At 39.8% G+C, this 23,790-nt stretch carries 26 protein-coding genes; 14 read left to right on the top strand and 12 right to left on the bottom strand.

Translation table 11 applies throughout. The features are described from left to right. The first annotated feature begins 3 nt into the window (after positions 1–3). A complete protein-coding gene (locus AC06G9_RS12215; protein ID WP_480956316.1) occupies positions 4–1,362 on the top strand; it encodes a RagB/SusD family nutrient uptake outer membrane protein in 1,359 nt (452 codons plus the stop codon). 111 nt (positions 1,363–1,473) lie between these two features. Beyond that, positions 1,474–2,739, top strand: coding sequence for a TlpA family protein disulfide reductase (locus AC06G9_RS12210; protein ID WP_480956315.1), 1,266 nt, complete (start codon positions 1,474–1,476; stop codon positions 2,737–2,739). A 48-nt stretch (positions 2,740–2,787) separates the two neighbouring features. Here the strand turns inward: AC06G9_RS12210 and AC06G9_RS12205 are convergent, their stop codons facing one another. From AC06G9_RS12205 to AC06G9_RS12195, 3 genes are all read right to left on the bottom strand, one after another. After that, entirely contained in the window at positions 2,788–3,009 is a 222-nt protein-coding gene (locus tag AC06G9_RS12205; RefSeq protein WP_480956314.1) for a hypothetical protein, read from the bottom strand. A 115-nt stretch (positions 3,010–3,124) separates the two neighbouring features. Continuing rightward, complete coding sequence (locus tag AC06G9_RS12200) at positions 3,125–3,349, bottom strand: hypothetical protein (protein WP_346575769.1); 225 nt, start codon at positions 3,347–3,349, stop codon at positions 3,125–3,127. 538 nt (positions 3,350–3,887) lie between these two features. After that, positions 3,888–4,631 (bottom strand): SDR family NAD(P)-dependent oxidoreductase, encoded by a 744-nt coding sequence (locus AC06G9_RS12195; RefSeq protein WP_480956313.1) that lies wholly within the window; start codon positions 4,629–4,631, stop codon positions 3,888–3,890. Positions 4,632–4,735: 104 nt separating this feature from the next. Here AC06G9_RS12195 and AC06G9_RS12190 point away from each other — a divergent pair, with 104 nt between their 5' ends. Next, the gene (locus AC06G9_RS12190) at positions 4,736–5,089 is read left to right on the top strand and encodes a winged helix-turn-helix transcriptional regulator (RefSeq protein WP_480956312.1); all 354 of its coding nucleotides are present in this window, start codon (positions 4,736–4,738) and stop codon (positions 5,087–5,089) included. A gap of 41 nt (positions 5,090–5,130) precedes the next feature. Here the strand turns inward: AC06G9_RS12190 and AC06G9_RS12185 are convergent, their stop codons facing one another. Next, positions 5,131–5,673 (bottom strand): cyclic nucleotide-binding domain-containing protein, encoded by a 543-nt coding sequence (locus tag AC06G9_RS12185; RefSeq protein ID WP_480956311.1) that lies wholly within the window; start codon positions 5,671–5,673, stop codon positions 5,131–5,133. A gap of 355 nt (positions 5,674–6,028) precedes the next feature. Between AC06G9_RS12185 and AC06G9_RS12180 the strand changes: the two genes are divergently transcribed. Next, positions 6,029–6,550, top strand: a complete 522-nt coding sequence (locus tag AC06G9_RS12180) for a YciE/YciF ferroxidase family protein (RefSeq protein ID WP_480956310.1) — start codon at positions 6,029–6,031, stop codon at positions 6,548–6,550. 267 nt (positions 6,551–6,817) lie between these two features. On the opposite strand, the gene AC06G9_RS12175 is transcribed toward AC06G9_RS12180, so the two are convergent. Both AC06G9_RS12175 and AC06G9_RS12170 read right to left on the bottom strand, forming a co-directional pair. Beyond that, entirely contained in the window at positions 6,818–7,033 is a 216-nt protein-coding gene (locus AC06G9_RS12175; protein ID WP_480956309.1) for a hypothetical protein, read from the bottom strand. Positions 7,034–7,135: 102 nt separating this feature from the next. Further along, positions 7,136–7,636, bottom strand: coding sequence for an RNA polymerase sigma factor (locus tag AC06G9_RS12170; RefSeq protein WP_045754256.1), 501 nt, complete (start codon positions 7,634–7,636; stop codon positions 7,136–7,138). 412 nt (positions 7,637–8,048) lie between these two features. Here AC06G9_RS12170 and AC06G9_RS12165 point away from each other — a divergent pair, with 412 nt between their 5' ends. Both AC06G9_RS12165 and AC06G9_RS12160 read left to right on the top strand, forming a co-directional pair. After that, on the top strand, positions 8,049–8,306 hold the full coding sequence (locus AC06G9_RS12165; protein ID WP_045754257.1) for a hypothetical protein: 258 nt from the start codon (positions 8,049–8,051) through the stop codon (positions 8,304–8,306). Between the two features lie 55 nt (positions 8,307–8,361). Continuing rightward, entirely contained in the window at positions 8,362–8,916 is a 555-nt protein-coding gene (locus AC06G9_RS12160) for a DUF4142 domain-containing protein (RefSeq protein WP_045754258.1), read from the top strand. 283 nt (positions 8,917–9,199) lie between these two features. Here AC06G9_RS12160 and AC06G9_RS12155 read toward each other — a convergent pair whose 3' ends face one another. After that, entirely contained in the window at positions 9,200–9,490 is a 291-nt protein-coding gene (locus AC06G9_RS12155) for a hypothetical protein (RefSeq protein WP_480956308.1), read from the bottom strand. A 309-nt stretch (positions 9,491–9,799) separates the two neighbouring features. Continuing rightward, positions 9,800–11,683 (bottom strand): PAS domain S-box protein, encoded by a 1,884-nt coding sequence (locus AC06G9_RS12150; RefSeq protein WP_480956307.1) that lies wholly within the window; start codon positions 11,681–11,683, stop codon positions 9,800–9,802. Positions 11,684–12,081: 398 nt separating this feature from the next. Between AC06G9_RS12150 and AC06G9_RS12145 the strand changes: the two genes are divergently transcribed. The 6 genes from AC06G9_RS12145 (at position 12,082) to AC06G9_RS12120 (ending at position 20,555) form a co-directional block, all read left to right on the top strand. Then, a complete protein-coding gene (locus tag AC06G9_RS12145) occupies positions 12,082–13,230 on the top strand; it encodes a zinc-dependent alcohol dehydrogenase (protein WP_480956306.1) in 1,149 nt (382 codons plus the stop codon). A gap of 16 nt (positions 13,231–13,246) precedes the next feature. Then, the gene (locus tag AC06G9_RS12140; protein ID WP_480956305.1) at positions 13,247–13,744 is read left to right on the top strand and encodes a hypothetical protein; all 498 of its coding nucleotides are present in this window, start codon (positions 13,247–13,249) and stop codon (positions 13,742–13,744) included. A gap of 349 nt (positions 13,745–14,093) precedes the next feature. After that, entirely contained in the window at positions 14,094–15,167 is a 1,074-nt protein-coding gene (locus tag AC06G9_RS12135) for a sensor histidine kinase (RefSeq protein ID WP_346569657.1), read from the top strand. 959 nt (positions 15,168–16,126) lie between these two features. Then, complete coding sequence (locus AC06G9_RS12130; protein ID WP_480956304.1) at positions 16,127–17,665, top strand: FAD-dependent oxidoreductase; 1,539 nt, start codon at positions 16,127–16,129, stop codon at positions 17,663–17,665. A gap of 128 nt (positions 17,666–17,793) precedes the next feature. Next, positions 17,794–18,345, top strand: a complete 552-nt coding sequence (locus AC06G9_RS12125; protein ID WP_480956303.1) for a YciE/YciF ferroxidase family protein — start codon at positions 17,794–17,796, stop codon at positions 18,343–18,345. Between the two features lie 20 nt (positions 18,346–18,365). After that, positions 18,366–20,555, top strand: a complete 2,190-nt coding sequence (locus AC06G9_RS12120) for a catalase (protein WP_480956302.1) — start codon at positions 18,366–18,368, stop codon at positions 20,553–20,555. A gap of 62 nt (positions 20,556–20,617) precedes the next feature. Here AC06G9_RS12120 and AC06G9_RS12115 read toward each other — a convergent pair whose 3' ends face one another. The 3 genes from AC06G9_RS12115 to AC06G9_RS12105 all read right to left on the bottom strand — a co-directional run bounded on the left by AC06G9_RS12115 (position 20,618) and on the right by AC06G9_RS12105 (position 22,328). Then, positions 20,618–21,091 (bottom strand): ankyrin repeat domain-containing protein, encoded by a 474-nt coding sequence (locus AC06G9_RS12115; protein WP_480956301.1) that lies wholly within the window; start codon positions 21,089–21,091, stop codon positions 20,618–20,620. 48 nt (positions 21,092–21,139) lie between these two features. Beyond that, the gene (locus AC06G9_RS12110) at positions 21,140–21,751 is read right to left on the bottom strand and encodes a hypothetical protein (RefSeq protein ID WP_094772207.1); all 612 of its coding nucleotides are present in this window, start codon (positions 21,749–21,751) and stop codon (positions 21,140–21,142) included. An 82-nt stretch (positions 21,752–21,833) separates the two neighbouring features. Next, positions 21,834–22,328: a hypothetical protein gene (locus AC06G9_RS12105; protein WP_248753613.1), complete on the bottom strand. Its 495-nt coding sequence runs from the start codon at positions 22,326–22,328 to the stop codon at positions 21,834–21,836. Between the two features lie 249 nt (positions 22,329–22,577). On the opposite strand from AC06G9_RS12105, the gene AC06G9_RS12100 reads away from it, so the two are divergent. Both AC06G9_RS12100 and AC06G9_RS12095 read left to right on the top strand, forming a co-directional pair. Beyond that, positions 22,578–22,781: a hypothetical protein gene (locus AC06G9_RS12100; RefSeq protein WP_480956300.1), complete on the top strand. Its 204-nt coding sequence runs from the start codon at positions 22,578–22,580 to the stop codon at positions 22,779–22,781. A 127-nt stretch (positions 22,782–22,908) separates the two neighbouring features. Then, the gene (locus AC06G9_RS12095) at positions 22,909–23,382 is read left to right on the top strand and encodes a ferritin-like domain-containing protein (protein ID WP_293925740.1); all 474 of its coding nucleotides are present in this window, start codon (positions 22,909–22,911) and stop codon (positions 23,380–23,382) included. A 144-nt stretch (positions 23,383–23,526) separates the two neighbouring features. Here the strand turns inward: AC06G9_RS12095 and AC06G9_RS12090 are convergent, their stop codons facing one another. Further along, on the bottom strand, positions 23,527–23,775 hold the full coding sequence (locus AC06G9_RS12090; RefSeq protein ID WP_346569650.1) for a DUF7218 family protein: 249 nt from the start codon (positions 23,773–23,775) through the stop codon (positions 23,527–23,529). Positions 23,776–23,790: the final 15 nt, after the last annotated feature.

The raw sequence follows: 23,790 nt of genomic DNA, 5'->3' as shown, positions 1-23,790 counted from the left end.
ATTATGAAAATACACAATTTTTCGGTTGGTATCGCGTTCTTGTTAGCTTTCTCCAGCTGTTCCGATTTTTTGGAAGAAAAACCCGATATCAAAATGGTCGTCCCTAAAAGCTTGGATGACGCAGAATTTTTGCTCAATGATTATACAACGATGAATACCGCCTATCCGGTATATGGAGAATGGAGTACCGATCAATATGATGTGAGTTCCGAAACTTTTGATGGTGTCATGAATCTGGATCAGCGGAATGCCTATACTTGGACAGATCAGCCCTACAATGATGTGCTGCAGTGGCAGCGACCTTATAAAGTCGTTTACAATGCCAACCAGGCGCTGGATATCATCAGTAAGCTAGGAGCGGAGAGCGCAACTGAAAAGGCTAAAAATATCGTCGGTATAGCCCATTTCTTTCGTGCATTTGCATTTCAGCAAGTAGTGGAAGTATTTGCAGCTGCATACCAGCAGCAAACCGCTTCTGCGGAAATGGGGATTCCTCTTCGGTTGGATCCAGCTATTGATGTGCCATCGACACGAGCATCTTTAAAGCAAAGCTATGAGCAGATTGTGTCCGATTATAAGATGGCAGCGGGTAGATTACCGTTAAACGAAGCGATCAAAGGGAGACCTTTTCGTGCATCGGCATATGCTGGCTTGGCTAGAGCTTATTTATATATGGGCGACTACCAGCAAGCTTATCAATATGCCGACTCCAGCTTGCAGACGCATCGTGAATTGATGGATTTTAATACCTTGAAAGCAACGGACAATCTGCCGATACCGAAGTTCAATGTAGAAGTGCTTTTCGCTGCAGTCAGTGCCAATGCGGGGCCGATGAGTTTGAATAATGGACTGGTGGATTCTGTTTTATACAAATCCTATCGGAGCAACGATCTCAGGAAAGGTATCTTTTTTAAGAAGAACAGCTATCCCGAGAATTCTTATGGATTCAAAGGTAATTATGATAAAGCCAATAACAATCTTTTCGTGGGTCTGACGACAAGTGAAATGTATCTGATCAAAGCCGAATCGGCCGTGCGGACCGGGAAGATCAGCGAGGCTTTGTTAGCAGTGAATACCTTGTTGCAGAAAAGGCAGGATAAGAATAACTATATCCCGATCACAGAAACCAATCCAGATATATTACTGCCCTTAATATTGCAGGAAAGACAAAAAGAATTGCTATTTCGTGGTCGCCGCTGGTCAGATCTCAAGCGATTGAACCTAGATTCACGTTTTCAAAAAAATCTAATCAAAATAGTAAAAGGAGTGACATATACACTTCCACATGACAGTCGAAAGTATGCCTTTCGACTTCCCGAACCAGTAGTTTCTGTAGGGAAGATACCTCAAAATAATCGATAATCATTTATAAAAAAAGCAAATATGAAATATCCATGTAGCACATGCTGCAACAACACGAATGATTGCAGTTTGGATATTCTTTATGACCATTAAATATAAAATTATATACATATGAAACATTTAAAATTGATCGCACTTCACATCTGTTTACTTTTGGTATTCGGTACTTTACATGCGCAGACCAACCCCAAAGTAGACTTTAGCAAAGCCCTTAAAGTAGGGGACAACTTTATACCGCCTTCCAGTGTGCAGCTGATGCGCGGTCAGGTGAAAAAAATTGACTGGAAGGCACTGGAAGATAAGGTCGTCATCTTGGATTTCTTTGATACCTTTTGTGGCACCTGTATACAAAGTATGCCCGAGCTGCAGGAGCTTCAGCATAAATTAGGAGACAAGCTACAGATTTTTAATGTTGCCTGGCAGGACAAAGCTACGTTAGATAAGTTCTATGCAACCAATGAATTTCTAAAAGAAAACCATGTCAATCTGCCGGTTATCTACGCCGATACCTATTTAAAAGAGCGGTTTCCGCATCAAAGTGCACCACATGTTATTTTTCTATTCAAAGGGAAGATCCATGCGATCACGGGCAATAGGCTTGTCACTGAAGAAAATATTTTGAAGCTCTATCAAACAGGTACGGTTTCCGTACCGCTGAAAGACGATTTTGGTAAAGGAGATCTGGCAGGACAAGTTGATAATGCCAGTCAGAAAAATAGAGAGGGAGTCTGGATCACAGGTTATCAGGATGGTGTACCGGCTGAATCGATGCGCATTAAAAAGGATAGTATCTCAGGCCTGATCAAAACGTCGTTTTATAATGTGTCGATCTATGATGCTATTCAATTTACCTGGGCAAAAATTAGAGGTACACAAGCTCAATACATCCCGAGAGCTGAAAGACGTATACTAAAGGTGAAAGATCCCAATCGATATGTAGACTTATCCAATATGGGAGATATCTGGTATACAAAAAATGCCATTTGTTATGAACGCTTGGACAAAATAGAAAGACCAGATTCAGCTCGTGCAAGAATTGTGCTGAATGATCTGCATAATTTTTTTGGTATCCGATCCTATAAAACCATGCAGGAAATAGATTGTTTGATTTTCAAACCCTGCCCTGTGAAACCCTATACGGGCAAAACACTTGAAAAGGCAATGAATTATGCGAACAGTTCTGTTCTAGCAGTAATGACTGATTTAGGCGAGCAATTTCCGCCTGCATTAGATCTTGTTCATAGCAAAGAAAAAATAAAAATAGCACCATATGCAAATTTGGAGGAATTTAATGAACAGTTAGCGGCTTATGGTATCGAGGCGGTATTAGGCCGTGGTATGCAAGAGGTACTGGTTGTAGAAGAGGTGAACCAATAATGTAGTTAGAAAGGGGCTGTGTTTTATTTACAGCCCCAATCACTCATATTACGCCTTTAACTTCACATTTGTGCTGTTCACTTTGTTTTCTAAGCAATTGGCTATTTCCTCCTTTAATTCATCGGTCATATCTGGATTGTTAGAGCCGTCATTTTGCGCTTGTATGGCACACATTCTCTGTGGTATTCCAGGACATGCAGGTTGTGAACCAACAAGCGAATAATGTGTGGGACTTAATGGGTTTGTACCCGTAAAACTAAACCAATTCATAGTCTTAAATATTAGATTGTTAAATAATTAATTTGTTTTAATAATTAGGGTATGACTCCTCGTCATACCCTATTACTTACTTAGCGAACGCTATTGTATACGGTACTTAAACCGTCTATCGCGCCTTCAACTTCACATTCGTGCCGTTCACCTGATTTTGCAGCGAATTGATGATTTCATCTTTTAATGCATCCGTAATTACTGGATTATTACTACCATCATTCATTGCCTGTAAGGCACACATCCTTTGTGTTAGTCCAGGACATGTTGGTTGTGACGCTACTAAGGTATAGTGGGAGCTTTGAGACGGGTCTGTGCCCGTGAAAGAGAACCAAGCCATAGCAGTTGATTTTTAAAATGTTAAAAAATTGTTTAATGAGCTGATTATGTTTATTTTCACACAACCTTTCATAAAATATGCACACGCTTAAACTGGTGTGCTGCAAAGCCTCCCGACCTGGAGGCTTTGCCGTTTTTAGCTTCCTCGTACCCGCCTACCGGGGAAGACGGTAAATTTTTTCTTGTATTGTTTCATAACCTTGTTTTTTTATTGGGCAGATCGAAAGAAATTTATGCCTTGGCGTTTATTCTTCTTTTACGTAAGATGACTTTGACCGATTTCATCCGACCTGCTATAACAAAGTTCAATAGCATTTTTCGTTATTTTTTGGGATTTGGAGCCCTATGTTTTGGGAATTTATGCCCACTAATTTGGGTAGTTATGTCCCAATTAGTGGGTATCGTGATATTTTTATAGGTTGGATATCATGGTTGATCTTCAAAGATAAAATAGACAGTGCCACTCTACACATGCATAAAATAACAAAGCCGCAGTATGCTTGGATACTGCGGCTTTTGAGGATGATTACTGTTCTTTCTTATTTCATGGCATAGGTGATGTAGCCACCATCAACTAAAAATTCTGTTCCGTTGATAAAGCTGGCTTTATCCGAAGCGAGGAAAAGCACCGTGTTGGCGATTTCTTCCGGTTTACCGATACGCTGAAGTGAAGTGGCTGCAGCCAGATGATTCATCGCTTCTTGAGGTACCGCATTTTGCAGCCCAGGGGTCTCAATAGGTCCCGGACTCACCACATTGACACGGATATTTTTGGATGCAAGCTCATTGGCTGCGATCTGCGCGATTTTATTCAATGCACCTTTTGTTGCAGAGTATACAGAAGCTCCTAAATTAGACGCTGTAGCAACGGTAGATGAGGTGAAGATCACAGATGATCCTGCTTGAAGGTGGGGAATCAGCTTTTGTAAGGTGAAGAAATGCCCCTTTACATTGGTATTGAACTGAGCGTCAAAGTCAGCTTCAGTGACTTGCTCGATCGGAGCAAAGGTAGCGATACCTGCATTCAGAAAGAGGACGTCAATGTTCATGTTGTTTTCGATCACCAGGTTTTCAAGAGCAGCGATTCCCTCAAAATTGGAGGTGTCTGATACGACGGTCGTTAGTCTCGGGCTATTGATCGCACGAGCGGCGGCTTGTAGATTTTCTTCCTTTCTCCCGGTAATCCATACATGTGCTCCAGCATCGATAAAGGCTGCTGCAGTAGCGAAACCAATTCCTGTGGTTCCACCTGTAATCACGACGTTTTTATTTGTAAAATTCATTTTTTAATTGTTTTAATTTGATGCAACAAATGTATTATGTTTTTATTTACATTTGTAACTTTGTAACTAAAAGTAACAGTAACATTGGAGTAACTAGGTAACTTATGGAAGAATATAAATGCACCGAAGAAATTAATAAAAATCAGGTCAGGGCTGTACATGATGCCATGGATGTTTTAAATGGTAAATGGAAAATATCCATCATATCTGCCGTCTGTTATTATAATAAAAGAAGATTCTCTGATATTTTGAACGATGTCACGGGTATATCCAACAAAATGCTGAGCAAGGAGCTCAAGGAGCTGGAAATGAACAAACTGGTGAGCCGTACGGTTGTGGATACCCATCCTGTGACCGTGGTATATCAGCTTACGGACTACGGCAATACGCTAAGAACGATTATTGAGAATCTGGCAGCATGGGGTACTGAACACCGTCGGGTCATAACAGGTAAATAAACGGCCGTAATAGAATGGCAACACTTTATTGTTTATAAGAGCTACTCCCTTTCGCGCATCAGGCGCCGGAGTAGCTCTTCACTGATCCCCATAAAACGCGCCAGCTCTTTATGTTTAATATACCTACGGATGTCTGGATATTTGTCAAATACATAATCATATTTGTCCTGATTGGGGAGGGACAAGAGCTTTTCCCGATAATCGAGATACTGCTGCTGCCTGTCCATCAAGTAGGCATAGATCGGGAACAGTTGATAATTCTTTTGATTGATGGTAAACAGCTGCTCGCGGGTCGTCAAATACGTGATGCTATCGGTCAGGGCAATAAACTGATAGGGGTGCCGCTGGTTGGGGATCATCAGCGATTCACCGGTAATGGCATAGCGTACAGGATGGGTTTTTTCATATTTACCAAAAAAACCATTGACGATCAGATAGAGATCACCGTAGTGATTGGTCAAGTATTCCCCCTTCACAAAACGCATCTCTTCAAAGGCATCCAGCAGTTCAGGAATAGCGGAAGCCCAGTGGGGATTAATATCTTTAAAAAAGATGTCCAAAATCTCTTTTTTACTTTTTCTCATGGCTTAGTTTACAGTTGGTTTAGAATTAAAAAAAGACCTGAAATATAGGAAGTGCTTTTCTAAAACGAACTATGGAGGGAAAACTAACCTATAGGAGGGATGAATGGCCAATAGGAGGGATGAATGGTCATTCTCGTGGAATGCATAAAGGATTTATATAACAGTGAAACCTGATCAATGATGACCTGCAGATCAATGTAAAATCCTATAGGAAGCCGTAGTTTTTACCTGACATTTAAATTTTATACGTGATATCCATCTTTTTGCGAACTATTCATCGAGTTGATGAGTTCTAATCGCAGTTAGTTGGAAGAGTTCTGATCTAACGTTATTTGTTACCTAAAACGATACGATTATGGCTAGTAGAAACAAATCGGGCGAAATGCCAAATGCACATTTACATGAGTTATTTGTCGATGAACTAAAAGACATCCTCGGTGCGGAGAGACAATTGCTCAAAGGACTAAAAAAGTTATCAGACGGAGCCCATAGTGATACGCTGAAAGAAGCTTTTAAAACGCACTATAAGCAGACCGAAGGCCAGATAGAACGGTTAAAATCGGTATTCTCCAGTTTAGATCTGACCGCAAGGGGCAAAAAGTGTAAAGCTATGGAAGGCCTTTTGAACGAGGCTGAAGAAATTATCGAAGAGTTCCAGGACAGTCCAGAAGTGTTAGATGCAGCGTTGATCTGTGCTGCTCAAAAAGTGGAGCACTACGAAATTGCAAGTTACGGTTGTCTGGTCACTTATGCCAGACTGATGGAACATACGGAAGCAGAAGAGCTTTTGGCTGCTACACTGGCCGAAGAGAAAGAAACAGATGTTTTACTGACCGAAATTGCCATGGATGAAGCCAATGTGGGAGAGGCTCAATAAAAGGTACGGATTCAATAGTCAAAATATCAAAGCTGGTTCTTAGGAGCCAGCTTTTTTTCGTTTTAGACGCTAGCGGTTGACCACTTCCATCATCTTTTCTTTACAGCGGGTTGATATGGATGATCTATTGACCAGACAAAACACAAAAAATCTCCAAACGACGATGGTCAGACCATCGTCTTGGAGAATTTAATATAGAAGCTACGTATATGCTGAGTTAAGTAGAATAACAGAGACCCTGTTCATCATGACAGGACTGCGGTTTACTTATGAAGTAGGTGGGATGACACCATTAGATGATTCTGTCGAATTGGAATCGCGATATTGGATCATGCTTGTATCAGGCATCATGGTATCTCGCTGCATAGTGGTATCCGTAGACATACTGTCCATATTATTTTCTTTATGATTCGAACTGTTACCGCAGGCTGATGCTAAAATTATACCCATTATAGCACCAAATAAGAATTTAATTTTTTTCATGATTGTATAGTTTAGTTTAACGTTGTAAAGTGTTTTTATTTAGTTTAGTGTCAATTGGACATTTTTGTTATATCTCTGACTGCCTTCTTCCATGATATCGTATCAATTGATCTGATACATTTTTAATTTTTCCTTCAATGTTTTTCGGATCACATGGATCCTTGATTTAATGGTTCCTTCGGGAAGATCATAGACCTCAGCTATTTCCTGATATTTATAACCATCCAGGTACATACGAAATATTTCGGCATTGTCCTCTGATAAGCTTTCAAATGCCTTGTTGATATCATCATGGATCATCTTGTTTTCTGTCTGATTGATCGATATCGTATCAAAATAATCGGTATGAACATATTCATCGTAGATAGCATTTTTTCGTTTTTCACGGCGGTATTGGTTGATGTAAATATTTTTCATGATCACATATAGCCAAGTCATTAATTTTGGATCATGGATAAAATTATGAATAGATTTTAGTGCTCGAATGAAGGTTTCCTGCACCAGATCCTCTTTTTCATCATAATCGGATGTAAACTGACTAGCAAAGTGGTTGAGTTGTTGTCTTTTTTCCTGGAACAAGACATTTAAATCTGCATTTTCCATATAATCTCCTTAATTAACATATTAACTTAATCGATACTAAAACAACGAAAAATCTAGGGTATTAGTTTGTCGGTTATAAGGTGTTAAATGTATTCTAAAAGCATGATGCGTATTAATAACACGGATATTATTATTCTAAAAACTGTAGTAATTCCGCTACAAATGCGTTTTTAATCAATTATGTAAAGTCAGTTGTGAGGTCTTGATGTCGATATAAATAGGTGTTTATTTTTTATAAATAAGCATTTGCCACATATGCGGTATAACACATAAAATCAGTGTTTTATGTGTGAAAACACGTGTGCTTATGCGGAAAATACCTTAAAGTTATTATTATTGAACGATCATCAGAATAGATTGATTCTTGTAGTATAAAATGTTAAATAATAACACTCACTTAAAAAAATCTAAGATGGAAAATTTAGAAAACAAAAACCCTAAAGAAGGGGAAACAACGAAAAAGATTGAAGATAAAACTGCTCAAATACCATCTAAAGTGTATTTATGTGCGGCCATCACGGCTATGGTTGGTGCAGCAGCATTGAAATGTGTGGGTCATAAACATACCGCACTATTTGTTGGACAGTGGGTCGCCCCGTTTTTACTGTTCGGTATTTATAATAAAATCGTAAAAACACAGGGCCACGATCAGCAAGACCATCAATCTTAAAAAGTTTTTATATTAAAAAACAAAAAGAGTAACAGGACTATTAAATTTTAGCACCATGATTAGAAATTTGAAACTATGCGGCATATTTCTAGGAATTATTGCCCTTCTCGCTTTTAAACAGCAAAATGCAGAACAGGAATTTATCACTAAAGCATATATGTCCAATCAGTATGAGATTGCTGTTGCCAAGCTCGCCAGTGAAAAATCAAAAAATGATGCGGTAAAGACCTATTCCAGTATGTTGATTGATGATCATCAAAAACAAATTGGTGACCTTCAAAAAATGGCTGCTGCACAGGGCATGACCTTGGTGGACGGACTGGATGCCGACCATCAAAAGCAATGGGACAAGGTAAATGGTGCGGACAGTACCAGCTTTGATCGCACTTTTAAAGATGACGCTATCGCTTCTCATCAAAAAGCTATTGCGCTATTTGAGGATGCTAGTAAAAATGAAAACATCAAAAATGTAGAACTTAAAAATTGGATTATTGGAACTTTACCAGGACTTAAAGCACATTTGGACCAAGCTCGTGTACTCGTTGCAGAGGACATGACCGAAACTGCCGTTAGTATCCCACCTCATACACTGGGGAGCTTAAATAAGTAAGAACTATAGCAAATATGTAAAGTGAACTTTATAATTGGTGTTTATCACGTTAAGTTAGTATACAATACTTTGTATGCTAACTTAACGTGATTTTTTTGTTGCCCCATTACTTGATCAATAAGATAGTTTACATACTCGAGATACTCGGTCAGTAACGGGTATTGATGACAATTGGAACATTTCCCGTTAACATTTGTTTTACTTGCGAAATGATCAAGTTTCCCGAGAGCTCTTCTTCAATTTATTGATGTGGAGTTAATCCATATCATACTGATCTTTTAGGCTAATTCAACGGATCAATCGGGTCTATTAAATCATCTCGATTCCGACCGTGAGTTTCATCACGTGAATATTCCTCCAGGTCGCTTTCTTGATGTTCCTGATGACGTTCTGGTTTAGCATTTGGATCTTCTAATTCTGGATCCGGGTTGGTCAGAGTGCTGTCATCATCTTCGTCCGTGTCATGGTTGGAGGATCGGTCTGGATCTTGGTTATCAAATTGACCTGGATTGACCATCATTGCTGCCACGATAAGACCTAGTCCTTTGTCGGCGGTTTCTGCATGTAAGTTCATAGTTTTTATTTTAAGGGTCTAATTTATTATAATAACAGCTCCGTACAACAAATAGTTGAGCCGTAAAATACCCGAAAAAAGGAACAAGTACGCAACGACTCCCTTCATTTGGTTATTTGAGAATAAAATAATGGTGCAACAAGAAATCGATCATAAAAGTGGAAAGGACCGTGTACTGAACGAACAATGATTCAATATGATTATTTATTGTCCGTATAGGGAAAGTAATTCAATTCAGTGTATACAAGATGTTTTATGGGCTAGTTGTGGGTATGCGATGGTGGCTTAATATGATATATGATGAGATCTTCAGCGTTGACTTTCAGGGGTCACATCCAAGAAAAAGTAAAAAGTTGTACCCACTCCTTTTTCACTTTCTACTTCAATGGTGGACTGATGGTAACGAAGTATCTCCGATACAATATACAGGCCGATACCGAATCCCGAAATATGATTAGTTTGCTCGCTATCTACTCGATAAAAACGGTTAAATAACTTTTTTTGATCTGCCAAATCGATCCCAATGCCTTCATCTTGAACATATAGTTTAATTTTTTCACCAAACTTCTCACATCCTAATGTAATGGTTCCGCCATCAGGTGAATATTTGATGGCATTAGAAAGGAGATTCATCAATACTTGCCCCATCTTGTCCCGATCAGCCAGAATAGTGATATTGCTGTCGCAAGCAAATTTAATATGATGTTTATTGATCAAGAGTTCAGCTTCGTTTTTAATTTCCTCAAATAAAGTGAGGAGCGAGATAGGTTCTATAACTACCTGCAATTTTCCTTCTTCGATTCTGGCCAGACTCAGAAAATCCCGGATTAGGGAAGTCATTTTTTTAGTTTGATTCTCAATTTTTGCGGTGATCTGCAAACCAACGTCATCGCTGCTTTCATTAAATTTTTGTTTTAGGACCTGTGTAAAAAGCAACACTGAGGTAAGCGGTGTTTTTAGCTCATGGCTGACCATGGAGATAAAATCATTCTTCCGTCTCTCCTCGAGTTTTTTATCTGTAATGTCTCGGGCGATTTTTGAAATACCAAATATATTACCTCGTTCATCTCTAATCGGAGATATGGTCAAGGAAACATCTAGTAATTTACCGGATTTAGTTCTGCGTTTAGTTTCAAAATGTTTCAGAGACTCACCAGTTCGCAACCGCTGTAAAAGATCATTTTCCTGGTCTTTAAGGTTTTCTGGTACTAATTTTTCAGTCGAATGGCCGATCATTTCAGCTGCACTATATCCAAATACCTCCTCGGCGGCATGGTTCCAGCTCGTGATGGTCCCATCCAGTGATTTTGCAATAATAGCATCGTTAGAGCAGTTGACAATAGCAACCAGTTCTGCATTCGTCGTTTCAGCGACTTTAAGATCGGTAATATCGAGTATGGATCCAATAATCCGGTGCAGTCCTTGATCGGGATCAAAGTGTATTAACCCCTGCACCTTTATCCAACAAGTATTGTTGAGCTTTGATTTTTTGGTCCGGCAGATGAAGTCAAAAGACCTATCCGAAATATGATGTTGTAATCCTTCAATCTTAAGGCTCACTTCGCCCCGGTCATCGGGATGAACAAGCGCAAGAATATGATCGGGGTATAAGATATCATCCTCCAGATCCAATATCTTTTTCGTTTCCGTAGATAAATATATTTTTCCTTCTTCCAGCACCCAGTCCCAAGTTCCTAATGCTGTTGCTTCAATGGCTAATCTCAGCCTTTCTTCGCTTTTCTTAAGCAACTGCATGAGATGATTTCGCCGTTCTTCCTCTCTCACTAATGCGGTAATGTCTTTCGTAAAGCACCGGGAATGTATAAATTCGCCATTTTTAAAAAGTCCATTTGAACTGATCACCACATATTTCAACGATCCATCTTTGCATTTTAATATCGCTGGATAATCGCTTAGTGTTTCATGATTGAGCAGGCGCTTCAGTATTTCTTGAATGATGTCGGCATCATAATGAAAATCTGTGATGGACTTACCCAGGTATTCATCCATTCGGTAACCTAGCAAATTCAGCTCGGCTTGATTTGCCCAGATAATTATGCCATCTCCATTGACCCAGTGGAGGGGTACTGCTCCATGCTCTATGAAATCCGAGAGTTGTGCAACTCGATCTTTCAACTCCTCATTTTCTTTTTCCAGAGTTGTTATGTATTCAGGTGTTTGACTAGGCTCCATGCTGATAAATACTATTTTATTAATAGAAATAGAGTATCACGAATAGTAAAAATACTATTCATAATGATATTAAACGAATAATATTTTATTAAATTATCAATCAGAAGGAAATTGATCGCTGAATGGTGAATCATCATTACTGGTTATCTACAACATGATACTGTTTTGAAATTCGTTATAGTTTACCGAATAAACTTGTCGATACATAATAAAGCGACTATTTAAAGATAGGCTCTATCAGGTATTTAGGTCACTATGTAGGGTATTTACAACTCCTATTAACTATTAATACTGGAATAGTATCCTGCTGCAGAAAAAATTAAACGATTCTACCTCGGAGTTGTTCACCTTACGAATACACGACTGTCTATTTATAAAATTAGAAAGGAGATTTTTTTATGCAAGCAATGAATTACAGAGGGCCTAAGCGGGTTAGAACAGAAGAAAAACCGATGCCAGAAATACTTCATCCCGACGATGCCATTATACGGGTCACAAGGGCCTGTATTTGCGGCTCAGATCTCCATCTGTATCACGGCATGGTTCCAGATACTCGTGTGGGAAGCACCTTTGGACATGAGTTTATCGGTGTGGTAGAAGAAGTTGGTCCGACGGTACAAAAACTTAAAGTTGGGGATCAGGTTCTAGTACCCTTTAATATAGCCTGTGGAAAATGCGCATTTTGTAAACAAGGATTATATGGCAATTGTCACGAATCAAATTCCATGTCAACGGCTGTTGGTGGAATATTTGGCTACTCGCATACTGCCGGTGGCTTCGATGGTGGGCAGGCGGAATATGTGCGCGTTCCTTATGCCGATGTTGGTCCTACCGTCATTCCCGAAGGTATGGATTTAGATGATGCCTTGCTATTGACGGATGTTGTACCAACAGGTTATCAAGCTGCTGAGATGGGTGGTATTAAAAAAGGAGATACTGTCGTGGTATTTGGTGCTGGACCGATCGGTATCATGGCGGCTAAATGTGCGTGGCTGTTTGGAGCAGCACGTGTCATTGTAATTGATCATCTCGAGTATAGATTAGAGTTTGTACGTCATTATGCCCACTGTGAAGCCTATAATTTCAAATCTCTGGTGGATCCAGTGCTTTTTATAAAAAAGACAACGGACTGGTTTGGTGCCGATGTGTGTATCGATGCCGTTGGATCAGATGCTTGTGGAAGTATGCTCCATACCATTACTGGTAAAAAGCTCATGTTGCAAGCAGGTGCAGCAACGGCACTACATTGGGCAGTCAATGCAGTTAAAAAAGGGGGCATTGTCTCCGTAGTAGGTGTATACGGTCCGACAGATAATCTGGTTCCCATAGGAAACGTAGTCAATAAAGGATTGACCATTCGTGCTAATCAGGCGTCGGTCAAACGGTTGCTGCCGCGATTGATTGAACATATACAGTCGGGGGTATTAGATCCAAAAAGCATCATTACCCACCGCATTCCTTTGTCGGAGGTTGCAGATGCGTATCATATCTTTTCTTCAAAACTTGATGGTTGCATTAAACCCGTAATTATTCCAGGAAAAGGATAACATAAATTGAATTATTATGAAACAAGAGCAAGAACATTTTAAAAACATACCAGGCTGGGGTATTGATGCAGATGCAGACAATGAACCCACATATCCCATGAAAAATTATACAGGGGACGATCATCAACGAAGCAATTGGGATCGTCCAGCCCTACAGAAGCCAAGTGTGGAAGTATTACATTCCAATGAAAGGCCAACTTACTCTGCAGCAATAGGGGAGACAGTACCGCCAACTGGACTGAGCGGGATGATCCGAAGATATGCTTTTCAATTTAGTGAATCTAGTTATGGACATTGGTTACCTTTACTATTGGCCGATAGGATAAACGTCGTGGAGGGTATCGCTGACGATCTAGCAAAAGGAAAGATTCCTAATATTTTTGCGGAGAGGGGATGGAATGCAGAGTGGAAATACAATCGGTCTGCACGCATCCAGAAAATGGTTATTGCTGCAGCTATGCTTGGTGCGGTAGTGGCACTATCTCAGTTGAAAAAGCGAATCCAACAAAAATAAGTTAATGAGGCAAAGCCATACGATAAGTTATGGCTTTGCCATTTTCAGATCTTGACAACTTATAAAAATACCACTTCATAAATTTAATTATCAGGTTTAAATATATTTTTTTTGTTTATAGAAAAATTGTAATATTTTGATATATAGCAATTTATACAATCTCTATAACAGGATTAACAAATTTTAAATTGCTAAGTAAAACAATAAGGCAGTAATGCTGTTAAATAAAGTATAACTTTATAAAAATATACCCAATATCTGTTGGTCAACGTTGATCTTCTTTGTGCTTTTTGTTCCTATTACTACAACAAAAAAGGAATATATTTTTATTTACAACGGAGACAGCAGGATGAATCTTAAAAATGATCAGATCAGCGAACTCATTCAGCTCAATGAGGATCTAGAAAATTATTTCAGTAATACCATTATTCCGCAATTATTCGTCGATGCAGATCTACGGCTGCGTAAATTTACGCCTCCGGCCATGAAGCATTTTGTTTTAAAACACGACTATATCGGACTCTCTTTGGAAGATATTAAAGAAAATTTTAGATATCCCAATATTATCAGTAATATCAGTACAGTGATTTCTACAGGTAAAATGCTGGAAAAAGAAATTCAGACTACGGACATGCGCTGGTATCAGATGAATATTCTGCCCTATATCACGCGCAAGGATAGTAAAACAAATGGTGTTATTATTACATTTGTTGATATAACGGCTCGGATCAAAGATTTGAAAGAGCAGGAGAAAATGATTATGGAACATGAATTACTGTTGGATCAGATCGCTCATGATATTAAAAGTCCATTAGCAGGTCTTTATCTAACCTGTGATCTGCTCAAAATATTGCCAGAAAATAAATCATCAAAGTTTAAGCTGATGATCGAAAATCTGGAAAGGGGCCTGGTCAATATCAAGAAGGTTATTTATGATTTAACAGAAAGTCGCTGGGAAAAACAAAAATATCAGGCAGCCGAAGAACTATTGGATCTGCCTCATATCTTGGAAGACGTTAGGCTGGCACTAGCTCCTCAGATCATTGCTTCCAATTCAAAAATCTCTCAAAATATAGAAGTTTCCGAGATTAATTTTGTGAGAAGGAAGCTACGTAGTGTGTTGTACAATTTGCTGAGCAATGCTATTAAGTATACACCCGCAGACCGCAAACCCGATATCAAAATTCACTCGTACCAAGAAGATCGATGCATCGTTATCCGTATTACGGACAATGGAATCGGAATGGGGGAACAAGACTTAGTCACTATTTTTGAAAAATTTAAAAGGGTGACCGCATCTGCTGATGGTTCAGGAGTGGGATTATATTTAGTCAACAGTATTGTCAAAAATGCGGGCGGTAAAATTCTGGTAAAAAGTAAGATTGGCCACGGATCCGAATTTAAGGTTTATCTGCCTTTGTAATAGGATGTCGACGATGTGTTTTAAGTTATTTGCATGCCAGTGAAATTAATTTTTTTTTAAATCGCCTAGCCATTATTCTAAAGATGAATAACTTTAACTTTTCACATCGTGGTTATGATTATTACATTTGTCTTGTAAATGCTATTTGTTCAATACCATCTCCATTAATTTGTAAGTAAATTAGCTACGTAATTGGTAATTTCAGCAAGCTGTTGCTGATATAGGATTGATGATAGAATAGGAAATAAAACTGGGTGCCAAATGGTTTATGAAAATTTCAATCTTTAACTTATTTTTCAAAGTCCTAAGAGGGGATCTTAGGACTTGAACGTTAATCTGTAGTAATCTTTATGATAAGACTCCGTGGGAGAGCAGCGTTAATATAATAATTATCTTTAAATTCTCAAAATAAAAATAAATTTTTTCCGGACTCCGCTTATGGGCTTCGTCTTAATATGTAATAGTATCAATTAATGATGAATATGTATGCTTTTCACATAGAAGTAAACACATTCCAGTCACTAAAATTTGAGAAGTTAACAATGCTGTCGACCTATCATAACGCCGGATCTTTTGGGCTTTCAATATTCATGAGCAGGATAAAGTATACAACAGAACATACGATATCAGCATAATCTTGCTCACTCTATTCCTTTTACCGCCATTCTCGCCTTGCTTGTCAGATGCGGCATATCATGCCTACATCTAAGAGTAGCATTTCCTAATAAAAATTTCACACTGTAAAGTCGCGTGCAACGTATAAATATGTTTTGATAGGTATTTATGCCCCTTATCGACAATTTATGAACGATTAGGATGAAGGGGTTGTTATCCTAGCGTAAATGAATCAGGTTAATAGCCCATGCGGCAGTAATCAACTCGATTGATTTAAAAAGATCAGTTTAATAAACGTTTAAGTACCCTAAAGTATTAAAAAAAACAAATTCAACGGTTCAGCTATGATTAAAAGAGACGGTAAAAATACGAGCTTATGGCAAGATCTGGAAGATTTGGAGGGTTACCATCAGGTGCCACCCTCTGATCATGTTGATGTCATTATTGTTGGTGCAGGTATAACAGGTATCACGACTGCACTGATGTTGCAAGCGCAAGGTAAGAAATGCTTAATTCTTGAAGCACATACCGTCGGATTTGGGACGACCTCCGGAACATCCGCTCATCTGAATACGGTATTGGATACACCCTATCAAACCCTTATTTCCAATTTTGGAAAACAACAGGCCATACTGGCTGCTGAGGCTGCTCAGCAGGCAGTAGAACACATAACCGGTTTTATTGAAAAATTACAGATTTCGTGCGACTTTAGCCGTTGCGATGGCTACATGTATGCGACGCAGCAGGACGAAGAAAAAGAGCTGATCAAAACATTAGAAGCCATCAACGAAGTGGGTATTTATGCCGAGTTTGTCGACGATATCCCTGGCCCGATGGATTATATCCGGGCGATAAAATTTGGTGAACAAGGACGCTTTCATCCCCTTCAGTATTTAAAAGCGCTGTATGTTGAATTTTTAAAATTAGGGGGTCATATCCTGGAAAATACAAAAGTGATCAAAACCATTGATCAGGAAGGTTTGCAGCGTGTAGAGACAGCAGGAGATAAAAGCTTTTATGCTGATTATGTGGTCTATGCTACCCATACGCCACCGGGGGTTCATCTGTTGACCTTCAAATTAGCTCCTTATCGCAGTTACGTGATGGGGTTCGAATTAGCAGATAACGAATCTTATCCTGAAGACCTTATTTATGATATGCAAGATCCGTTTCACTATTTTAGAAAAGCTGCCTATCAAGATCGGCAACTGTTACTGGTAGGGGGCCAGGATCATAAAACCGGTCAGCACAACAATACCGATTTTAATTTTACAGAACTAGAATCATTTGTCAGAAGTACATATAAGGTCAAAGAAGTCGTATATAAATGGTCATCACAGTACTACGAAAGTACAGACGGCTTACCCTATATCGGATACTTTCCAGGTAAGAAGAACAAACGCATATTTGTGGCAACTGGTTATAGCGGTAACGGGATGATCTTCGGAACCTTATCTGCTCAAATCATTTCGGACCTGATTGTGCATGGCAAAAGTACGTATGAAGCGCTATTTTCACCTTCACGATGTAAGCCAATTGCCGGTTTTTCTAATTTTATGACTGAAAATATAGATGTCGCCAAACATCTGATTACCGATAAGCTCTCGGTGTCGAAGATCCACAGCTATGGCGAAATTGCCAAAGGAGAGGGGCGCATTATCAATTTTGAAAATCGAGATATTGGCCTTTTTAAAGATGACACAGGTCAGTTATTTGCGGTAGATCCAGTGTGCAAACATGCCGGCTGCGTCGTGCAGTGGAATAGCACGGAGCGAAGCTGGGACTGTCCTTGTCATGGCGCTCGATATGATCCGACTGGCCTTTTGCTTACTGGTCCAGCCACAACAGGCTTACCTGCTTATGAAATAAATGGAGATGATTAAACAAGAAAGAAAAAGCAACCAAGAAGCAGGATATCAATGAAGCAATATGCTCACTTTCTTGTAAGTTTTTCAGTTTGCTTCCGAAGTAAACTATCAAATTTTAATTTTCCACCTTTAACTTATACGTTATGAAAAACGAAACGGGCACAACGCCAAAATTTAAAATGAAAGCCTCTGTTCATTCTGAACCTGCTTTAAATGAACTTTTTTTTGATGGCATCCGGGATCTGTACTGGGCCGAAAACCATCTCCTTAAAACCTTGCCGAAAATGATTAAAGCTGCTACCTCAGCAGCACTCAGCAAGGCCATCGAAAATCATCTGAAAGAGACAGAAGGACATGTTGCTAGGCTCGAAACGATATTTGATATCATGGGAAAAGAGCCAATTGCTAAAAAATGCAATGCCATGGAAGGTTTGGCAAAAAAAGGCGAGGAAATCATTGAAAGTACAGAAGCAGGGACGGCAACCCGTGATGTGGGTATTATACTAGCATCCCAAAAAGTAGAACACTATGAAATTGCGAGTTATGGTGGTCTGTTGCAGCTTGCTGCGACACTGGGATTGACCGAGGTAGCGACACTCCTAGAGCAGACTTTGGAAGAAGAAAAAGCTGCCGACCTCTTACTGACAGAAGTGGCCGAAGAAGGAGTTAACTATCAGGCAGCAGAAGAATCGTAAACCTATTAAAATCAAAAAGCATGAAAAAAAATAAAAACGAAGATCATACCGCCAAGCCAGGGGATAATAAAAAAGTCCAGTCGCTGCAGCCACATATAGCTGATGCCTCCGGACAACAGATGACGACCGATCATGGCTTGTTGATCAATGACGATCAAAATTCGTTAAAAGCCGGAGAACGGGGAGCGACTTTACTGGAAGATTTTATTCTTCGAGAAAAGTTGACACATTTTGATCATGAGCGCATTCCCGAACGCATTGTCCATGCAAGAGGTTCAGGCGCACACGGCGTATTTAAATTGTATAAGCCTTTGAATAAGGTTACCAAAGCAGTATTCTTAAATGATACAGAAGTGGAAACTCCAGTATTTGTGCGTTTCTCCACCGTTGCAGGTTCCAAAGGGTCGACCGATCTCGCGCGAGATGTCAGGGGATTTGCCGTAAAATTTTATACGCAGCAAGGAAATTTTGATTTAGTGGGTAATAATATGCCAGTTTTCTTCATTCAAGATGCCATGAAGTTTCCGGATTTGGTACATGCGGTCAAACCAGAACCGGACAATGAAATTCCACAAGCAGCCTCGGCGCATGATACGTTTTGGGACTTCATCTCGTTAATGCCCGAGTCCACGCATATGATTATGTGGCTGATGAGTGATCGTGCCATACCGCGCAGTTACCGGATGATGGAGGGATTTGGGGTACATACCTTCCGCTTTATCAATGAAAAGGGTGTGGCCAGTTTTGTAAAATTTCATTGGAAACCGCTATTGGGGGTACATTCCGTGGCTTGGGACGAAGCCCAGAATATTTCCGGCAAGGATCCAGATTTCCATAGAAGAGATTTATGGGAAGCGATCGAAAGTGGTGCCTTTCCGGAATGGGAGCTTGGCGTCCAGATTGTACCAGAAGAAGATGAGTTTAAATTTGGATTCGATTTGTTAGATCCTACTAAAATTATTCCAGAAGAACTTGTTCCAGTTGAACGAATTGGTAAGATGACCTTGAACCGTAATCCTGACAATTTTTTCGCAGAAACGGAGCAAGTTGCGTTTCATGTTGGTAATATTGTACCTGGTATTGATTTTACGAATGACCCCTTGTTGCAAGGCAGGTTATTTTCCTATACCGATACCCAGCTGATTCGACTCGGAGGACCTAATTTTCATGAAATACCGATCAATCGCCCGATCGTACCTATTTATAATAACCAGCGAGACGGCTTTATGCGTCAGCAAATTAACAAAGGCAAAACGAGCTACGGACCAAATGCTTTGGGGAATAATGATCCACAGCAAGTCCGCGAAGCAGATGGTGGTTTCACCTCTTATCAGGAACGGGTTGATGCCAAGAAGGTACGAAATAGAAGTAAGAGTTTTTTTGATCATTTTAGTCAAGCCCGATTGTTTTTTAACAGTCAGTCCGAACCTGAAAAAAATCATATCATTGATGCATTCAGCTTTGAGCTTGGTAAAGTAAAGACCATTGCTATCCGGGAGCGTATGCTTGGTATCCTATCCTTGGTCGATCCGGCTATTGCAGCGGAAGTGGCTTTTCAATTGGGCTTGAAAGTGCCTAAAAAAATAGAGCAACCGATCAACCGAAGCATACCAGCAGATGGTGTTGTCGCCGATTATCAGCCAATAGAAGTCGAATCACCGATCGCTAGATCCGAGGCATTAAGCATGGAAAATACAGTAAAAGATGGAATTGTTAGCCGTAAAATTGCGATACTTGCTGCCGATGGAGTAGATGGCAAATCGTTAAATTCCATGAAAAAAGCCCTTGAAGATGCTGGCGGCGTGGTCCATATTATTGCGCCAAATCTGGGAATGTTACTTGCTGCAGATAACAGCCAGATCCCCGTTGACGAGAGCTTTCTTACTGCAGCCTCTGTTTTATACGATGCCGTTTATGTCCCAGGGGGCACGAATAGCGTGGCGACGTTAGAAGCTGAGGCCAATGCGGTGCATTTTCTCAATGAGGCTTTCAAGCATTGCAAGGCTATTGCTGCAGATGAACAGGCATTACAAGTATTAGAAGCGACATATTTTAGCCAAAAAATACCGGAGGAATTTTCAGAAGACACTGTTCTTTCTGAAGGAATTGTTTTTGGTAATACGGGTTTTAGACTTGCAGCACTATTTATAAAAGCAATCGCACAACACCGTTTCTGGAATCGTGAAAAGCCACGTTTAATTCCAGCGTAGAACATTTGGATACAAAAAATACACCTCGCTTAAGCTGGGTGTATTTTTTGTATTTTGATTCTTTAAGCTTCTAAAATTGCGATGGCGTGCTCATTGCCCTGTTGGGCAGCAAGCTCCAGTACCGAAAGACCGCGGACATCTACGATATCCTTTTGAGCGCCATTCTCCAATAAGAGCTTTAATACATCATTTCTGCCGAACATCGCAGCAAACATCAGTGCCGTACCACCATTACCATGTTGAAGATTGAGATCGGCACCATAACCGATCAATAGAGTGGCTATTTCCACATAACCTTTAAAGGCGACGCCCATCAGTGCGGTATTACCGCCATTGTCCTGTGCATTGACATCAGCTCCGGCATCGAGCAATAATCTGGCGGCATCTTTTCGATTATGGTAACAGGCGATGATGAGCGGGGTGAAGCCTTTTTCATCCCTGCAATTAAGATCTATGTTTTGGCGGATTAATTCTTGGAGTACCTCCAAATTGCCGATCCGCGCAGCATGAAGGGTGATTTCAGTCTTTTGAGTCATAAAATGTAGATATGTAGTGTCTATAAAAAAATGCAGGTTACTAGGCGTTTACGCTTCTTTTACCTGATTGGCAAATCCCTTGATGAGTGCTTTCCATTGTGGATAGGAGGCACCTATTATAGCTCCCAGTCCCACCATAAAATTTCGCACATTATCCACCAGATGCGAATTCTCCGTATTCAACACTTCATTACGACCTGCATATTGAAACAGCAGGCTGTTATTCCGTTGCTCAACAATTAGGGTTGAGGTAGCGATGCCTTCGAAAAAATGAGCGGTATCGTTGTTTTCTGGATCGGTAGGATCAGGACAAGGCTTCAAACTGATCGATAAGATTTTAAATTCGGACAGATCTTTGGACTCCATATGGACGACATTGACCCAGTCGAACCCTTTTGTTCTGGGTAATCCTGGACCAGGGATATCAATTTTAATATAATCATGTAACTGCAGCGGGCGGTGCAGTTCCACGCCCCGGCGATCCACCAGTTTAAAAACTGCCGCTGGAATTTCGGCAATACGGTGCCAGTCGTTGATGGCAAGTAGGTTGATACATGCGACCATGAAAGCCTTGCTTGCTATTTCCGTCGTCGAAAATTCAACCGATTCAAAACAGTCTAATTTATTGCCTTCTTTTTGAGTGGGGATTATGTTTTTCATCTTTATTTAATTTATAACAACCTTAGGTTGACTTTTATTTTAACCATTGTATTTTTTGTTTTTCTACGTAGAAACACGATACTTACTTGGCCGGATAATAGACCCAGCCTGCTAGATTTTCAAATGCATCAGCTTGTTGCAGATCAACTAAAATCGTGCTATCCATAAATAATAGCCGTTTCGTATCGCGATTTAGGTCTTCAATAGGGCAGAATAGGGCATTTTCATTGGGCAGTTCAACATTGCTCTGTAGCGCACGATAGCCATCTGCCAAGAGATTCTCAATGAGAGTAGGCGTGATGGCTTCGAGTTCATGCATCATCTTACCGATCCAATTCTTTTCACGTTCTTCATTTCCCGGATAGTGTTCCGTAACAAAATCCAAGATCAGTTTTTCACCTTCTTTTTCTAATCCATCTCGGATCATGCGCAGTCCCATCGATCGGGTTTCTTCCTGATAGTAATCTTTACCGTATTCAAATTGAATATCTCCTGCAAGTGGACTTGCTTCAATTTTGGCCCGTAGCGCCATCTGACGGTTTAACAGTTCGTGTACATAGGCGTAAGTCTGATCCATACTCATTTGATTTATAATTTAAATGACTCTATTGATGATCTTGTCATGCAAAGAACACATCTGGGACAAGAAAAGTTTATGTACTAGTGCTTTGATCGATGGAGACCTCCATCAAGTACGTTTAAATAGATATTATAGGGACAGAACAAGTATTCTGTTTTTATTTTAGGTATTTTATACGGTTTAGAAAATACAAACTTTTGACCTGCCGACACGTTATATAATAAGTTAAACTTAATCAATACGATCATGGCAACAAAAAATGAAAATGCAAAAGTCGGTCTAATCGATGAAGATAAACAGCCGAAGAAAAAGAAAACCATTACTTCAGTTGTGGATAAGAGACATAAGAATCAAGAAGGTGATGGCGAGGCTGGTGTTGATCCGCAAAACGAACAATTGAACGATATGCCTGAGCCGGATACCTTTCCAAGAGAACAGGTCAAAAAATAGGCTCTCCCATACGTAAATTACAAATACGGGAAATCGGTCCGAGTCTGAACGATTTATTTAGGTGAGTTGTATGACCTATAAACAGGTAATCATATTTTTAATTTAATCATATTTTAAAAGAGCAGTTATGGACAGTAAAGTAAATGATCCGGAAATGATCAACGATTTGATAAAAATTAATAATGATCGAATAGCTGGATATAGAACAGCTTTAGATCTCGCGCATAGTATGCATATAGACGATCTAGGTGGCATATTTGCAAAATATATCCTCCAATCGGAGCGATTTATCACTGAACTCACACCTCATGTGATAAGAGAAGGAGAGGAGCCTACAGACAGCACCATGCTGAGCGGTAAGCTGTTTAGATTGTGGATGAATATAAAAGTAAGCGTCGCTGGAAACGATCGAAAAAGTTTACTAGAAAGTTGTGAAAAAGGGGAAGATGCCTTTAGAGATATGTACAAGAAAATATTAGCGGAGGATCGAGAATCATTGTCTGTCCCTGTTCAACATTTAATAGGAGATCAGTTGAGCCGTCAATTGGTTGCTCATGATGAGGTTAAAGCACTAAGAGATGCGATATTAACATCTGATTAGTGCTATTATTTAGAATTTAGTGGACCAGGAATAAATTTCGCTCTATATTCAAATTAGGTTAATCGTAAAAAAGGGGAATTTTTCCCCTTTCTTTTTGTTTTTTAAGTGGTTGACTACATTTACGTAGCATGTTGTTGGGCTAAATTAATGATTTCTGATCGCCTTGATCAGTTCTTCTTTTTTCATGGCATGCCTTCCGGTGATGCCTATTTTTTTTGCTTCGGCAAGCAGTTCTGATTTTGTTCTCGAATCTAAATCACTCGCCTTGCCACCTTTTTTGCTAGCCTTCGGTGAGTTGGCAATGCGAGCGGACTTTTCCTTGCTCATTCCTTTCTGACGTAATGCCTCATACTGTGCATCGTCTTTGATTTGTTTTCCGTGATCTTTAGGCATGGTTTCCATTTTTAA

The sequence above is a fragment of the Sphingobacterium sp. MAE genome (assembly GCF_056711605.1).
The sequence above is the reverse complement of the archived record's forward strand: the minus strand, read 5'-3'. Positions and strand labels throughout refer to the sequence as shown.

What these genes read in the sequence shown, in the direction of transcription:
- AC06G9_RS12115 (WP_480956301.1), bottom strand. Translation starts at nt 21,091, where the DNA reads ATGACTCAAAAGACTGAAATCACCCTTCATGCTGCGCGGATCGGCAAT.
- AC06G9_RS12125 (WP_480956303.1), top strand. Translation starts at nt 17,794, where the DNA reads ATGAAAAACGAAACGGGCACAACGCCAAAATTTAAAATGAAAGCCTCT.
- AC06G9_RS12180 (WP_480956310.1), top strand. Translation starts at nt 6,029, where the DNA reads ATGGCTAGTAGAAACAAATCGGGCGAAATGCCAAATGCACATTTACAT.
- AC06G9_RS12095 (WP_293925740.1), top strand. Translation starts at nt 22,909, where the DNA reads ATGGACAGTAAAGTAAATGATCCGGAAATGATCAACGATTTGATAAAA.
- AC06G9_RS12105 (WP_248753613.1), bottom strand. Translation starts at nt 22,328, where the DNA reads ATGGATCAGACTTACGCCTATGTACACGAACTGTTAAACCGTCAGATG.
- AC06G9_RS12195 (WP_480956313.1), bottom strand. Translation starts at nt 4,631, where the DNA reads ATGAATTTTACAAATAAAAACGTCGTGATTACAGGTGGAACCACAGGA.
- AC06G9_RS12135 (WP_346569657.1), top strand. Translation starts at nt 14,094, where the DNA reads ATGAATCTTAAAAATGATCAGATCAGCGAACTCATTCAGCTCAATGAG.
- AC06G9_RS12185 (WP_480956311.1), bottom strand. Translation starts at nt 5,673, where the DNA reads ATGAGAAAAAGTAAAAAAGAGATTTTGGACATCTTTTTTAAAGATATT.
- AC06G9_RS12210 (WP_480956315.1), top strand. Translation starts at nt 1,474, where the DNA reads ATGAAACATTTAAAATTGATCGCACTTCACATCTGTTTACTTTTGGTA.
- AC06G9_RS12215 (WP_480956316.1), top strand. Translation starts at nt 4, where the DNA reads ATGAAAATACACAATTTTTCGGTTGGTATCGCGTTCTTGTTAGCTTTC.
- AC06G9_RS12165 (WP_045754257.1), top strand. Translation starts at nt 8,049, where the DNA reads ATGGAAAATTTAGAAAACAAAAACCCTAAAGAAGGGGAAACAACGAAA.
- AC06G9_RS12160 (WP_045754258.1), top strand. Translation starts at nt 8,362, where the DNA reads ATGATTAGAAATTTGAAACTATGCGGCATATTTCTAGGAATTATTGCC.
- AC06G9_RS12170 (WP_045754256.1), bottom strand. Translation starts at nt 7,636, where the DNA reads ATGGAAAATGCAGATTTAAATGTCTTGTTCCAGGAAAAAAGACAACAA.
- AC06G9_RS12145 (WP_480956306.1), top strand. Translation starts at nt 12,082, where the DNA reads ATGCAAGCAATGAATTACAGAGGGCCTAAGCGGGTTAGAACAGAAGAA.
- AC06G9_RS12200 (WP_346575769.1), bottom strand. Translation starts at nt 3,349, where the DNA reads ATGGCTTGGTTCTCTTTCACGGGCACAGACCCGTCTCAAAGCTCCCAC.
- AC06G9_RS12205 (WP_480956314.1), bottom strand. Translation starts at nt 3,009, where the DNA reads ATGAATTGGTTTAGTTTTACGGGTACAAACCCATTAAGTCCCACACAT.
- AC06G9_RS12190 (WP_480956312.1), top strand. Translation starts at nt 4,736, where the DNA reads ATGGAAGAATATAAATGCACCGAAGAAATTAATAAAAATCAGGTCAGG.
- AC06G9_RS12155 (WP_480956308.1), bottom strand. Translation starts at nt 9,490, where the DNA reads ATGAACTTACATGCAGAAACCGCCGACAAAGGACTAGGTCTTATCGTG.
- AC06G9_RS12130 (WP_480956304.1), top strand. Translation starts at nt 16,127, where the DNA reads ATGATTAAAAGAGACGGTAAAAATACGAGCTTATGGCAAGATCTGGAA.
- AC06G9_RS12175 (WP_480956309.1), bottom strand. Translation starts at nt 7,033, where the DNA reads ATGAAAAAAATTAAATTCTTATTTGGTGCTATAATGGGTATAATTTTA.
- AC06G9_RS12120 (WP_480956302.1), top strand. Translation starts at nt 18,366, where the DNA reads ATGAAAAAAAATAAAAACGAAGATCATACCGCCAAGCCAGGGGATAAT.
- AC06G9_RS12110 (WP_094772207.1), bottom strand. Translation starts at nt 21,751, where the DNA reads ATGAAAAACATAATCCCCACTCAAAAAGAAGGCAATAAATTAGACTGT.
- AC06G9_RS12150 (WP_480956307.1), bottom strand. Translation starts at nt 11,683, where the DNA reads ATGGAGCCTAGTCAAACACCTGAATACATAACAACTCTGGAAAAAGAA.
- AC06G9_RS12100 (WP_480956300.1), top strand. Translation starts at nt 22,578, where the DNA reads ATGGCAACAAAAAATGAAAATGCAAAAGTCGGTCTAATCGATGAAGAT.
- AC06G9_RS12140 (WP_480956305.1), top strand. Translation starts at nt 13,247, where the DNA reads ATGAAACAAGAGCAAGAACATTTTAAAAACATACCAGGCTGGGGTATT.
- AC06G9_RS12090 (WP_346569650.1), bottom strand. Translation starts at nt 23,775, where the DNA reads ATGCCTAAAGATCACGGAAAACAAATCAAAGACGATGCACAGTATGAG.